We start from the raw sequence: 13,330 nt of genomic DNA on the forward strand, positions 1-13,330 counted from the left end.
AAATGAAACTGGCGTCCCAAGCGGTTCGAATACGACATTTCGGCAGGCATAAGTGCCGTGAACCGGCCATTTCAGAGCAGGTTAGTTGTTTTTTGCGCAGGTGGATTACAGTCGAAACTTAGGAAAATGCCTACGTTTGACGGAGAAATCGCTTATGCCAAAAGTAGGAAGTTTCTCGATATACGGTCATAAGAAACACCGCGAAACGATTTTGCGGGGAATATGCAGCAGAAGGGAATGAGCGAAGTGCTCTAGATCAACGTTTTGCACGTTGAAAGCTCTGCGCAAGTCCGTCGAGCCGCTCGGGGCCGGCGAACTTGCGTCGCAGCTTTTGCCTGACCCGGCCCTTGCGCAGACACTCCATGTGCCCGTAGGTCACTCCGACCCTGTAACAGTCAGAACGTCCCGACCCCTTGGTCATGCGCCTGCCTTCCTCGGGTGGCGCACTGGAAAGAAGCGATGCTGCTCCTTTCATATTACGAACTCAGTACCAGTTTGGATCTTTCTTGAGTTGTTCCATCAACAGGTCCTGCATGCCTTGGTTCGGCTTCCCGAGGAAGCGGTAGTCGGCATGTCGCGTGGGTGACTTGTCGGCGGGCAGTCCCGCAGGCACTTCGACCAGCATCGCGTAGGCGTCCTTCTTGTTGAAGCTGAACGCCACGATCAAGCGTTTGTTCAGGCACGTCTGCTGTGTTTCGCACAGTGGCCCGACCAGATACTTGCCGCCATTCTCTTCAACGGCATTCATTTGCTCGGAAGCACCGGACAGGTTCATCACCCATTCCGGCAGTCGTTCTTCCTTTTTCACGACTTTCGTCCAGGTATCACGGTACTGCGGGTCCGAGTTCAACAACTCGTTGGCCCGCGCCTGACCGTCATTGTTGGCGGCCATCGCCATGGCACCACCGCCCAGAAGCAGGGCGGCTGCCAGTGTCTTCAACAAAACGCTCATGTTCAGCCTCGACCGCGACGGCCAAAGAAGAACGAAGCAACAAACATCACCAGGAACACGACAAAGAGAATCTTGGCGATACCCGTGGCGGTGCCCGCGATACCACCGAAGCCCAGCACTGCGGCGATGATGGCAATGATCAAGAATGTAATTGCCCAGCTCAACATGGTGATTCTCCTTACTTCTCTATTTAGGGGTGTTGCGTGTTCCGGCGCGTCGCGCCCGAATCCGTTTAATCAATTAGAAGACCCAGCGCTCTTCACGTGGCAGTTGATCCAGTGGCTGCGCCTGATCGACGTCCACCATGCGCATCGAGAGGCTTTCTGCCTGGCTGCTGCTGACGGCGCTGAAGTGCGTTTGCGTGTTGTGCTGAACCGAGATCAGCGGCTCTGGCTGCTGGCTGTTTTCCCAGCGCAGGTATTGCTGGCACGCGATCAGGGTGATCAACAGCGCAAGTACGCCAAACAGACTTTGCTGGATGAGCAGTGGCGAGATACGCACTTGGGCGGCACGTTGGCGAGTCATCCTGGGTTCCTCACTCTTATTCGGTTGGGGCAGTTCTGATCTGCCCGGGCTGAATAAGCTATTGCAGCCTGCATGCCAGTTTTTTGATTGAAAAATATTCAATAAAATCAATTACTTACGAGCTAGTAAAAAATAGATCGCGACGCATCCTGCACGATGGCTCATACAGGGTCGTGCGGATTGCACGATTATTTCGTAGCAGATTTGATTCTTACGGAATTGAGAGCGGGTCGCGGATGTCAGAAAAGTACGCAGGTAAAGCCCTGCAAACCGCTGATTGTTTAAAAAACCAACAAAATCAACGTATTGGCCGTAATGGCAGGAGAGAGCTACCTTCCTATGGCTGGCTTCGTTCAGAATCAACCATGCAACTTGCCCGATTTGTCCGGGACTAACCAAAATCATTCATTAAGGAGCGTAGGAAAATGGAATCAGCCACTGAGCATCAAGGCCGCATTCTGCTGGTGGACGACGAGTCCGCCATCCTGCGTACCTTCCGCTACTGCCTTGAAGACGAAGGCTATACCGTCGCCACCGCCAACAGTGCCGCCCAGGCCGATGCGTTGTTGCAGCGTCAGGTGTTTGATCTGTGCTTCCTGGATCTGCGTCTGGGTGAGGACAACGGCCTCGATGTGCTGGCACAGATGCGCATTCAAGCACCGTGGATGCGGGTTGTGATTGTCACCGCCCATTCCGCGGTCGATACCGCAGTCGATGCGATCCAGGCCGGCGCGGCCGACTATCTGGTCAAACCTTGTAGCCCGGATCAATTGCGCCTGGCCACCGCCAAGCAACTGGAAGTGCGCCAACTCTCTGCGCGTCTGGAAGCCCTCGAAGGCGAAGTGCGCAAACCCAAGGATGGCCTCGACTCCCATAGCCCGGCGATGAAGGTGGTGCTCGAGACCGCCCGCCAAGTGGCCGGTACCGACGCCAATATCCTGATTCTCGGCGAGTCCGGGACCGGTAAAGGTGAGCTGGCCCGGGCGATCCACGGCTGGAGCAAGCGCGAGAAGAAATCCTGCGTGATCATCAACTGCCCGTCCTTGACCGGCGAATTGATGGAAAGCGAACTCTTCGGTCACAGCCGCGGTGCGTTTACTGGCGCCAGCGAAAGTACCTTGGGTCGTGTGAACCAGGCCGATGGCGGCACGCTGTTTCTCGACGAGATCGGTGATTTTCCACTGACGTTGCAACCCAAGTTGCTTAGATTTATCCAGGATAAAGAATACGAGCGGGTCGGCGACCCGGTGACCCGACGCGCCGATGTGCGAATCCTCGCGGCCACCAACCTGAACCTTGAGGACATGGTTCGCGACGGTCGTTTTCGTGAAGATTTGCTCTATCGCCTGAACGTCATCACCTTGCACCTGCCACCGCTGCGTGAACGTAGCGAAGACATCCTGACCCTGGCCGATCGCTTTCTGGCCCGTTTCGTCAAGGAATACGCCCGTCCGGCTCGGGGTTTCAGCGATGAAGCCCGGGAAGCGCTGCTCAACTATCGATGGCCGGGCAACATTCGCGAGCTGCGCAACGTGGTGGAGCGGGCGAGCATTATTTGTCCACAGGAGCGGGTCGAGATCAGCCACTTGGGCATGGCCGAGCAACCGGCCAATAACTCGCCACGGGTTGGCGCCGCGCTGAGTCTGGATGAATTGGAAAAAGCCCACATCGGCGCCGTACTGGCCACGGCCGGAACTCTGGACCAGGCGGCCAAAACGCTGGGCATCGATGCTTCGACCCTGTATCGCAAACGCAAGCAGTACAACCTGTGAGCAACATCCGATGAAACTCGCGATGAAGTTGCGGACCCGGCTCTTTCTAAGTATCTCCGCACTGATCACCGTGGCGTTGCTCGGGCTGCTGCTAGGGGTGGTCAGCGTGATGCAGATGGCCGGAACTCAAGAAGCGCTGGCCCGCAATAACTTCATCACTCTCGATTTGGGCCTTAAGTTGCGGCAGACGTTGGGCGACCAACTGATCATCATGCTCAGCGAGAACGCTGATCCAGCGGCATTCGAGGCCTCCAAGCAGCATTACTTTCAATTGCTCGATGAAGGCATCGCCCATGAGCAATCGGGCGATGGCGCCCAGTACGGTTTCAGTCAAGCCAAGACGGATTACCTGAGTTTTCTCCAGGCATACAGCGAGTCCCGCGACCCGACGCATGTTCTGAATGGCAATGAAGCGCTCACGGAAAAATTCAACGCGTTGCGCAATGGCTTGATCTCCGAACACAAGCGCGCACTGGACAATATCAATGACACCCAGCAAAAGGCCCGTGATCGAGCGCTGCTGATCGCCGGCCTGCTCGGTTTGGTCGGGCTGGCGGTATTAATCATCGGTTTCATCACGGCCCACGCGATCGCCCGACGTTTCGGCGGGCCAATTGAAGCCCTGGCCAAGGCCGCGGACAACATTGGCCAGGGCAATTTCGAAGTAACGCTGCCGCTATCCTCGGCGGCGGAAATGAATCAGCTGACGCGCCGCTTTGGGATCATGGCCGAGGCCTTGCGTGAGCACCAAGCGACCAATGTCGACGAGTTGCTGGCCGGCCAGCAACGTTTGCAGGCGGTACTCGACAGCATCGATGATGGTTTGCTGATGATCGACCGTCAGGGCCATCTGGAGCACCTTAACCCGGTGGCGCAGCGGCAATTGGGTTGGGACACCGAGCGTCTTGGCCAGGGGTTGGGTGCGGCGCTCGAACGTCCCGAACTGGATGAACAACTGCAATTGGTCTTGCGTGGCGGAACGCTGGAGCGGGCGCCGGAAGACCTGAGCGTCGAAGTCGATGGCGAGTCGCGGCTGTTGACCTACAGCCTGACCCCGGTCAGCCATACCCAGGGGCATATCCTTGGCGCGGTGATGGTGTTGCATGACGTCACCGAGCAGCGGGCGTTCGAACGGGTACGCAGTGAGTTCGTATTGCGTGCCTCCCACGAGTTGCGCACGCCGGTCACCGGCATGCACATGGCGTTCGGCCTGTTTCGCGAGCGGGCGAAATTTCCGCAGGATTCACGCGAAGCGGACTTACTCGACACCGTGAACGAAGAAATGCAGCGCTTGATGCAGTTGATCAACGACCTGCTGAACTTCTCCCGCTACCAGAATGGTTTGCAGAAGCTCACGCTGGGGCCGTGCTCCATCGAAGACTTGCTGGAGCAGGCGCAGGGCCGTTTTGCAGGGTCGGCCGCTGAGAGGGGCATCGACTTGCTGGTGGAAGTGCAGGGGCCATTGCCGCGTTTGCAGGCAGATCAGGCGCAGCTGGATCGAGTGCTCGATAACCTGATCGACAATGCCTTGCGCCATACCGCCCAGGACGGGCAGATCCGCTTGCAGGCCCGGCGCCACGGCGAGCGGGTGATCATCAGCGTCGAGGATAATGGCGAAGGCATAGCCTACGGCCAGCAAGGGCGGATCTTCGAGCCGTTCGTGCAGGTCGGTCGCAAAAAGGGCGGTGCCGGGCTGGGCCTGGCGTTGTGCAAGGAAATCGTGCAATTGCATGGCGGGCGGATGGGGGTTTATTCGCGGCCGGGGCAGGGCACGCAGTTCTATATGGCTCTAGCGGTATAAAAGCCGCTTTTACGCTTCGTCATCCAGCCGTCGGTTGCTCTGGCGGCGGCCACGGGTGATCAGCTCGATGAACTGCACGGCACTCAGCGCATGGGCGAACAGCCAGCCCTGACCGAACTTCACGCCTTCGCTGCTCAGGAACGCCGCTTGGGCTTCATGCTCGATGCCTTCGGCGATCACCTTGAGTTGCAGGGCCTGGGCCATGTGAATGATGTGCGGCGCGACACCGCTGCTGGCGGCGTCATGGCCCAGGGCATCGATAAAGGCCTTGTCGATTTTCAGGCAATCCACCGGCAAGGTTTGCAGATAGGCCAGGCTGCAATAGCCGGTGCCGAAGTCGTCGATCAACACCTGATGCCCGACATCACGCAAGGCTTGCAGGTTTTCCCGCGCTACCACCACATCAATCAACCCGCGCTCAGTCACTTCGAAGGCAATCTGCTTGGCTGCAACCCGATGCAAGGTCAGCAGGCGCGCCATCACTTGGCCGATACGCGGCACCATGACATCGCAAGCTGCGAGGTTGACCGAGATATACAGCTGCGGATTGGCCCGTAGCAGTTGCCCCAACTGTTCAAGCAGGCGCTGCAAGACGAAGTCGGTCATCTGGCGGATCTGCCCGGTGTTTTCCGCCATGGGGATAAACAGATCGGGGCTGGTCAGCGTGCCGTCCGGTCGTCGCCAGCGCAGCAGCGCTTCAGCGCCGACGCAGTGGCGGCTGTCGAGATCGAAGATCGGTTGATACAACACCTGCAACTCGCCACGGCGTATCGCGCCATGCAGTTCGGCATCCAGCGATTGACGCTGGCGCGCCAGCAAAAATACCAGGAAACCGACGAAAGCACCGAGCGCCAGACTCGCTGGCACTAGCCACCACCAGACCGCAGGCACATGCATGCCGCTGCGTGGAGAGATCAGCACCAACTGGTACTCAGGATTGTTGGTGGGCATGCGGTAAATCAAACGGCTATGCGTCACTTGCAGCGCGTCGCTGCTCTTCGGTGGCCAGGGTTCCGTCGGTGGCCAGGCCTGCTCGACGCCCAGCACCGGAATCGCCCGGGTCCCATGATCGAGCACCACCAGCAGACTGCTGCCGGGCGAGAGGTCGACCATGTCGGTCAAATGCCCGCGAGAGGTCGCCACCCGGAAATTGCCACGACCCAGCATCAGCGCCGCGCGGTTTTCATCGGGTTCGGTGGTGGTATTGAGCCAATAATTGTAGGTTGGGCCTTTGATGTCCGGCGGTCGTACTACCGACAGCCCTTCTTGGCGGGGGCGGTTGGAGCAGATCCGGGTGGCGTCCATATAAGCGGCTTCGTAGACGAAGCGGTAGCTGAAGCTGATCTGCTGCAAGGTGGCGATCATTTCGTCGTCGCAGGTTCGCAACGGCTGGGCTTCCAGATCATCGAGGCTTTCACGCAGTTGTCCGAACAGCTGTTCCAGACGAGCGAGGAAGCGCTCGCCCTGTGCGTTCATTTCCTGGCTTTCGTCTTGCTCGACTTGATGCATCGCCATAAACAGACTGGCGGCCATCAGCAGTGTTGCACTCAGGACAGCAGCCATCATCGCCAAAAACCAAGGGCGATAGAACCAACTACGCAACCTCTCTCGCGCTGCAGGCATCATGGAATATCCGAAGTATTACCAATGAGTTATAGCTGCTGATTTGGATTTAGGGCTGACCGTCGGGCGGGCGTCATTATTTTGTCTGATTAAGCACCAAAAGCATGGCCGCGGTTTGCGCGTCCGGGATGCCGTCGAAACGCGAAGGGCGGAAATGCATCTGGAAGGCCGCCAGCACATGTCGGGTGGCCACATCCAGTTCGCCGGTCTGCGGCGTCGCGTAGCCCAGGCGCGCGAGCTCTTCCTGGAACCAGCCGATGCTCGGCAGTTCTGCCGCGAACTGTGCTTGGCGGCTCGCGACGGCTTGCTCGTTCGGCCAGATGCCCAGACCTTCAGCGGCCAGACGCTTCCAAGGGAACAGCGGCCCCGGATCAAGTTTACGCAGTGGGGCAATGTCGCTATGGCCGATGATGTGCCGGGGACTGATGCCGTTGCGTTTGCTGATGTCCTTGAGCAGTACGATCAAGGCCTGGACCTGAGCTTCGCTGTACGGATACCAGACGCGACCGGTCGGCGTGTCGCGGAAGCCCGGATTGACGATCTCGATGCCGATGGAGCTGGAGTTCAACCACGTCCGGCCTTGCCATTCACTTTCCCCGGCGTGCCAGGCGCGCAGGTTTTCATCGACCAGTTTGTAAACGGTCGCGCCCTTGTCATCACCGATCAAGTAGTGGCTGCTGACTTCGCCATGGGTCAATAATTGCAGCGAACGCTCCAGCGACGCGTTGGTGTAGTGCACCACCACAAACTGCACGCGGCTGTCGTGATTGGCGGAAGGGTGGCTGGTGTCGAAACGAGGACCGCTGGCACAACCGGCCAGCAATAGCAGCGACACAACGAGGGCAATATATTTCATGGCAGAAGGCAGTACGCGAAAGACGATAATGCAACAGTGTAACGTAATGCTTTGCTTGTCGACGGCAAAAGGGCTGCTTTAAACAAAATGAGACAACTGGGCTTTAGCCCAGCTCCACACGATTACGCCCGGCGTTTTTGGCCCGGTATAGCGCCTGATCGGCTCTTTTAAGCACCATGTCGCTATGCTCGCCGGGCTTGAACGCTGTGAGTCCCATCGAAATAGTGACGGTCACTCGCTCACCCTTGAAGTGAAAAGGGCAGGCTTCAATCGATGCGCGCAGGCTCTCCAGCAGTTTTGCCCCGACAGCCGGTACTGTGGCGGGCATCATCAAGACGAACTCTTCACCACCAAAGCGAGCAATAAAGTCCGACCCGCGCAGGCGTTTGCGCAGTACGCTCGCGATGATTTTCAGCACTTTGTCGCCGGCCAGGTGCCCATAGTTATCGTTGATGCGTTTGAAATGGTCGAGATCGAGCATGGCCAGCATTAACGTATTGCCATGCTGCTGCCACTCGCCTATCTCGTGTTCCAGTCGTTCGCTCCAGGCGGCGCGGTTGGGCAGGCCGGTCAGCGGGTCGATCAGGGCTTTTTGACGCTGCTCCTCAAGGTGCTCGCGGTAGCCGAGGGCTTCCTGCTCCATGTGTGCGACCCGTTCGGCCAGGCCTTGCAGACGGGCCGCGACTTCTTGTTCGCGCTCGTCTCGCTGCTTCTGATGCTGGTCCATGGTGCCCAGCAAACCTTCGAGATGGTTTTCCAGTACGTGTTTGAGGTCTTCCAGGTCGGCCGCGTCCTGCATGCTCGTTTGCAAACCGTCGACTTGTTCGCGGATCTGCGTGTCCATCTCCCGTGCGGCGGAGCGGTTATCGGCATGACCGGCGCTGGCGGCTTGCAGGTTGCTCTGAAATGACTCGAGGCGCTCGTTGAGCTGCTGCAAATACGCTTCGAATTCGTGCTGGCCGCTGTCGGTGATCGCCAGCATCAAGGTGGCCAGATCGTCGAGGATCGGCAGCAATTCGTACCAGTTCAGACCATTTTGCAGGCGACTGCGCATTGCCTCGGCTTGTGGGCGATGGCGTTCCGGCAGCGTCAAGTCGTCGAGCAGGCCCAGCAGTGTTTCTTCGATGTGCGTGGCGACGGAGCTGTAGGACGGCTCCGGTGAGTCGGGCAGGGCATAGAGGATATCTTCCTCGGGGTGCTCCGGATCAATCGCGGCCAGCGCCTGCGCCATGACCAAAGGTAAGGGCAGGCTGTCGAGGATCAGCGGGGCCGGATCGCCGGGATGAATCAGTTCGTCGGGGTTGATCGCGACGGTGGTGATCGGCGTCGGGACATGAGCCCGGGGCTGAGTTTCAGCTTGAGCGAAAACCGGCTCGAGTTCGGCCTCGAGGGATGGTGCTGGCGTTGCAGCGGGGGCGCTGGCCGTTTCGCTGACAACCGTGGGCGGCACGAAGGCGACCATGTCCGGCTCCGGCTTGATCTCGGCGAGTGGCGTCGGTGTATCAAGCGCTGGCGCAGGTTGCTTGATCGGTGGCGCGGTAACCTCCGACTCAGTGAGCGCGACGGGGGCCGGCGGCGAGGGTTGCAGTTCGGGCTCCGTGGCAACCGGGGCTTGCGCGGTTGGCGCTATCGGCGCTGGCGCGGGGGCCTCCGTTACTGGGGCAGGCGTTTCCTCGTTTTCTCGACTGCCAAACAGACGCTGCAACAGTCCCGGACGCTCCGGCTCCGCCGGCGCCTCCAGCTGGTTCAGGGCTTTGCCTTGCAAGCCGCTCAGTTCGCTGAGCAACAAAGGAATCTCTCGGGCCTGGCCGACGCGCCCGTCCAGTTGTTTGGCAAAGGTCTTGAGGGGACGGCTGACTTCCCGAGGCAATGGCAATGCCTGGAGCTGCGTGACCAGCGCGTTCAGTGCAGCACTGACCTGATCAGCCCGGGTTTCGCGGCGCTGCTCGGAGTCGAGCACGGCTTTTTCCAGTCGAGGCAGTAACGCTGCAAGGCCGGCATCCATGTCATCAGTGCGCACGACTTCGCGCATTTCCTTCATGCACAGGTCAACGGCGCGGTCGGTGCCCTCGGCCGCCAGAGTGCTGCGTACCAGCCCGCGTCGCAGCAAGTCGAGCCGGGCGTCCCAGCGACGTTCGAGCTTTTCCTGTTGTTCGATGCTTTTGAGGTACTTCTCTTTCCAGCGTTGTGCTTCGTCGCTCATTCATGGGATCCGCGAGGGGCAGGACTCAACGCGGGCAATGCATCGGCCGTGAGCGAACCCGGCAGACGAATCTCTACCGCGACCGGCAGGTGATCGGAAATCGGTTGTGCCAGCACTTCGACCCTTTCAAGGGTCAAGGTCGGGCTAAGCAGAATATGGTCCAGGCAGCGCTGCGGGCGCCAGCTGGGGAACGTCGCTTCCAGCTGCGGCGCCAGCAGGCCGAGGTCGCGCAGCGGAGAGTTTTGCAGCAAGTCACTGGCGTGGGTGTTCATGTCGCCCATCAGCACCTGGTGTTTGTAGCCGCCGATCAACTCGCGGATATAGGCCAGTTGCAGACTGCGTACACGGGCGCCGAGAGCCAGGTGCATCATCACGACGACCAATGCGTCCGGACCTTCGCCGAAACGCACCAGGATCGCCCCGCGGCCCTTTGGACCCGGTAGCGGATGGTCTTCAATCGCCCATGGGCGCAGGCGGCTGAGCACGCCATTGCTGTGCTGGCCGAAGCGACCGAGGTTGCGATTGAGTTGTTGATACCAGTAAGGGAAGGCGCCGAGCTGGGCCAGGTGTTCGACCTGATTGACGTAGCCTGATCGCAGGCTGCCGCCATCGGCTTCCTGCAAGGCGACCAGATCGAAGTCGCCGAGCAGATTGCCGATCTTTTGCAGATTGCCGGCACGCCCGGTGTGCGGCAACAGGTGTTGCCAGCCACGGGTCAGATAGTGCCGATAGCGCTCAGTACTGATGCCCACCTGGATATTGAAGCTGAGCAAGCGCAGACGGCTGTCTGCGGGCAGGCCCGTCGATTCCAGGTGATGCGTGTTGATCTGCGGTTCATGCAGGCCAACCACGCGTTCAGTACCCCAGCGGCGCATGGCAGGGGCCGCGCTTAGTTGGCAGCAGCCTTGTTAGCCGCTCGCTCTTGGGCGACCAGTTTGTCGGCCAGTTGCAGGGCTTGCTCGGCGCCGCCGGCGGAGCCCACGTCAAAGCGATACTTGCCGTTGACGATCATGGTTGGAACGCCGGAGATTTCATATTTCTTGGCCAGTTCACGGGCCTTGATGATTTGACCTTTGATGGCGAAAGAGTCAAATGTGGCCAGGAACTTGTCCTTGTCTACACCTTGGGTCGCCAGGAAGTCAGCCATGTCCTGTTTATCGATCAATTTCTTGTGTTCTTTCTGGATGGCTTCGAAAACCGCAGCATGGACCTTGCTCTCAACGCCCATGGCTTCCAGGGTCAGGAACATTTGACCGTGTGCATCCCAAGGGCCGCCGAACATGGCTGGAATACGCACGAAGTGTACGTCGGCCGGCAATTTCGCAACCCAGGGATTGATCACCGGTTCGAAAGCGTAGCAATGCGGGCAGCCATACCAGAACAGTTCCACCACTTCGATCTTGCCAGGCTCGGCGACCGGCACCGGGTTGGTCAATTCGACATAAGGTGCGGCGGGTGCTTCAGCGGCTTGTGCGGTCATGCCGAACAGGCTGGCAGCGACGAGTGCGGCGCTGATGATCAGATTACGCATGCTTTACTCCTGGACAAATTGGGTCGCCTCGCGCGACCTGTTTTCAGACAGATCATGGCGGGCTTGAGTTCTGTAGTGTAACGGCAGCGGCCACAAAAAAGGGCGGCCAAAGCCACCCTTTTTATGCTTGCATCGACGGATTAATCGAGCGTTAACGTTGCAGGAGATGTCCATCGCCCGCAACGCTCGATCCGCTGGCCTTAGTGCAGGCCTTGAATGTAGCTGGACACCGCTGCAATTTCTTCGTCGCTCATTTTTTTGGCGATGGTTTGCATGATTTTGGTATCGCCATCGTTGGTCCGGCCGCCTTCTTCTTTTCGGAAGTCGGTCAGTTGCTTGGCGACGTATTGAGCGTGCTGGCCACCCAGGTGCGGGAAGCCGGCGGCGGCATTACCTGCGCCATTCGGCGAGTGGCAACCGGTGCAGGCCGGCAAGTTCTTGGTCAGGTCGCCACCACGGAACAGTGCTTCACCGCGAGCCACGACTTTAGGGTCGGCGGCGCCAACGCTGCCTTTCTGGCTGGAGAAGTAAGCGGCGAGATCGGCCAGGTCCTGATCGCTCAGGTTGGTCAGCAGGCCGGTCATTTCCAGTACCGTACGTTTACCGGACTTGATGTCGTGCAACTGCTTGTTCAGATAACGCTCGCCCTGGCCTGCCAGTTTCGGAAAGTTAGGCGCCATGCTGTTGCCATCCGGGCCATGACAGGCGCCACATACTGCGGCTTTCGCCTGACCAGCAGTTGCATCACCTGCAGCATGGGCAATGCCGGAGATCCCCACGGTCAACAGCAGACTCACGATCAATTTGTTCATCAGCTAATCCAACTACGGCTAAGGGTTAAAGAGTTATGGGCCGGGCTTACTCGCTCATCCAACGGATGATGGCTTGGTAATCCTCGGCACTGCAGTCCATGCACAAACCACGCGGCGGCATCGCCTTGAAACCCTGGGTCACGTGTTGCACCAGCGTCTCCATACCTTTCGCCAACCTCGGCGTCCAAGCTTCCTGATCGCCCTTTTGAGGCGCCATGGGTAGTTGGCCGGAATGACAGGCACCACAAACACGGTTGTACACAGCTTCCGGATCCTGTGTAGCCTGCGCGCTGTAAAGCGGCATCAAGACCCCGGCAGCTAGCAGCCATTTCGTCATAAAACGACCTTTTCAGGGTTGAGAGCGTTCTGCGTTCTAGTGCGCAATCAAGGTCTATCGCTCTCGTGAACTTCATCCTACGCTGGGACAAAGCGCACACAAAATCTGCGGCATTATATACTGGCGTCACTGAAACGGAAACGACACCGCTTGCCGCGTCCATTCCCGGCGCCGCCCACATCGGAAATCCCATGCAACTCAAGAACCCCATCCTCGGCCTGTGCCAACAGTCCACCTTCATGCTCAGCGCTGCCAAAGTCGACCAATGTCCGGACGACGAGGGCTTTGAAGTAGCCTTTGCCGGGCGTTCCAACGCTGGTAAATCCAGCGCGCTGAACACCCTGACTCACGCCAGCCTGGCGCGGACCTCGAAAACTCCGGGTCGCACGCAGTTGTTGAACTTCTTCAAGCTAGACGATGATCGTCGTCTGGTCGACCTTCCAGGCTACGGTTATGCAAAAGTACCCATCCCGCTGAAGCTGCACTGGCAGCGTCACCTGGAAGCTTATCTGGGCGGTCGCGAGAGTTTGAAAGGTCTGATCCTGATGATGGACATCCGTCATCCAATGACCGACTTCGACTTGCTGATGCTCGACTGGGCAGTCGCCAGCGGCATGCCGATGCACATTTTGCTGACCAAGGCCGACAAGTTGACCTACGGCGCAGCGAAAAACGTCCTGCTCAAAGTGCAGGCCGATATCCGTAAGGGTTGGGGCGATACGATCAGCATCCAGTTGTTTTCGGCACCAAAACGCTTGGGCCTGGAAGACGCCTACACTGTATTGGCAGGCTGGATGGAATTGGCAGACAAAGGCGCCGAGATTGCCGAGTAAGGCTTTCTTACAGGCAAAAAAAACCCCGGACTTCGTATGGGGAGGGGGAAGTTCCGGGGTTCAAGTTCCGGACCGCTAGGGCGGG

The 13,330-nt window shown here is 58.8% G+C and carries 13 protein-coding genes; 3 read left to right on the plus strand and 10 right to left on the minus strand.

The genetic code is table 11. The features are described 5' to 3' along the window. Window positions 1–484 precede the first annotated feature (484 nt). The 3 genes from JFT87_RS04895 to JFT87_RS04905 all read right to left on the minus strand — a co-directional run bounded on the left by JFT87_RS04895 (window position 485) and on the right by JFT87_RS04905 (window position 1,477). Window positions 485–952, minus strand: coding sequence for an inhibitor of vertebrate lysozyme family protein (locus JFT87_RS04895; protein WP_201199307.1), 468 nt, complete (start codon window positions 950–952; stop codon window positions 485–487). A 2-nt stretch (window positions 953–954) separates the two neighbouring features. Next, window positions 955–1,119 (minus strand): DUF1328 domain-containing protein, encoded by a 165-nt coding sequence (locus JFT87_RS04900; protein ID WP_008002172.1) that lies wholly within the window; start codon window positions 1,117–1,119, stop codon window positions 955–957. A gap of 73 nt (window positions 1,120–1,192) precedes the next feature. Continuing rightward, window positions 1,193–1,477, minus strand: coding sequence for a hypothetical protein (locus tag JFT87_RS04905; protein WP_201199309.1), 285 nt, complete (start codon window positions 1,475–1,477; stop codon window positions 1,193–1,195). A gap of 425 nt (window positions 1,478–1,902) precedes the next feature. On the opposite strand from JFT87_RS04905, the gene algB reads away from it, so the two are divergent. Continuing rightward, on the plus strand, window positions 1,903–3,249 hold the full coding sequence (gene algB / locus JFT87_RS04910) for a sigma-54-dependent response regulator transcription factor AlgB (RefSeq protein WP_201199311.1): 1,347 nt from the start codon (window positions 1,903–1,905) through the stop codon (window positions 3,247–3,249). A 10-nt stretch (window positions 3,250–3,259) separates the two neighbouring features. After that, window positions 3,260–5,050, plus strand: a complete 1,791-nt coding sequence (locus tag JFT87_RS04915; RefSeq protein ID WP_201199320.1) for an ATP-binding protein — start codon at window positions 3,260–3,262, stop codon at window positions 5,048–5,050. Window positions 5,051–5,059: 9 nt separating this feature from the next. Here JFT87_RS04915 and JFT87_RS04920 read toward each other — a convergent pair whose 3' ends face one another. The 7 genes from JFT87_RS04920 to JFT87_RS04950 all read right to left on the minus strand — a co-directional run bounded on the left by JFT87_RS04920 (window position 5,060) and on the right by JFT87_RS04950 (window position 12,412). Then, on the minus strand, window positions 5,060–6,673 hold the full coding sequence (locus tag JFT87_RS04920; protein WP_201199322.1) for an EAL domain-containing protein: 1,614 nt from the start codon (window positions 6,671–6,673) through the stop codon (window positions 5,060–5,062). Window positions 6,674–6,749: 76 nt separating this feature from the next. After that, complete coding sequence (locus JFT87_RS04925) at window positions 6,750–7,529, minus strand: N-acetylmuramoyl-L-alanine amidase (RefSeq protein ID WP_201199324.1); 780 nt, start codon at window positions 7,527–7,529, stop codon at window positions 6,750–6,752. Window positions 7,530–7,632: 103 nt separating this feature from the next. Continuing rightward, entirely contained in the window at window positions 7,633–9,732 is a 2,100-nt protein-coding gene (locus JFT87_RS04930) for a GGDEF domain-containing protein (protein ID WP_201199327.1), read from the minus strand. Beyond that, the gene (locus JFT87_RS04935; RefSeq protein WP_201199334.1) at window positions 9,729–10,607 is read right to left on the minus strand and encodes an endonuclease/exonuclease/phosphatase family protein; all 879 of its coding nucleotides are present in this window, start codon (window positions 10,605–10,607) and stop codon (window positions 9,729–9,731) included. Before JFT87_RS04935 ends, JFT87_RS04930 begins: the two co-directional genes overlap by 4 nt. 14 nt (window positions 10,608–10,621) lie before the next feature. After that, the gene (locus tag JFT87_RS04940; RefSeq protein ID WP_201199336.1) at window positions 10,622–11,263 is read right to left on the minus strand and encodes a thiol:disulfide interchange protein DsbA/DsbL; all 642 of its coding nucleotides are present in this window, start codon (window positions 11,261–11,263) and stop codon (window positions 10,622–10,624) included. Between the two features lie 200 nt (window positions 11,264–11,463). Continuing rightward, a complete protein-coding gene (locus JFT87_RS04945) occupies window positions 11,464–12,075 on the minus strand; it encodes a c-type cytochrome (protein ID WP_201199337.1) in 612 nt (203 codons plus the stop codon). A 46-nt stretch (window positions 12,076–12,121) separates the two neighbouring features. After that, window positions 12,122–12,412, minus strand: coding sequence for a c-type cytochrome (locus JFT87_RS04950; protein WP_201199338.1), 291 nt, complete (start codon window positions 12,410–12,412; stop codon window positions 12,122–12,124). A gap of 191 nt (window positions 12,413–12,603) precedes the next feature. On the opposite strand from JFT87_RS04950, the gene yihA reads away from it, so the two are divergent. Beyond that, window positions 12,604–13,245 (plus strand): ribosome biogenesis GTP-binding protein YihA/YsxC, encoded by a 642-nt coding sequence (yihA, locus tag JFT87_RS04955; RefSeq protein WP_201199339.1) that lies wholly within the window; start codon window positions 12,604–12,606, stop codon window positions 13,243–13,245. The last annotated feature ends 85 nt before the right edge of the window (window positions 13,246–13,330 follow it).

It is taken from the genome of Pseudomonas sp. TH15, assembly GCF_016651105.1.
Lineage (GTDB): Bacteria > Pseudomonadota > Gammaproteobacteria > Pseudomonadales > Pseudomonadaceae > Aquipseudomonas.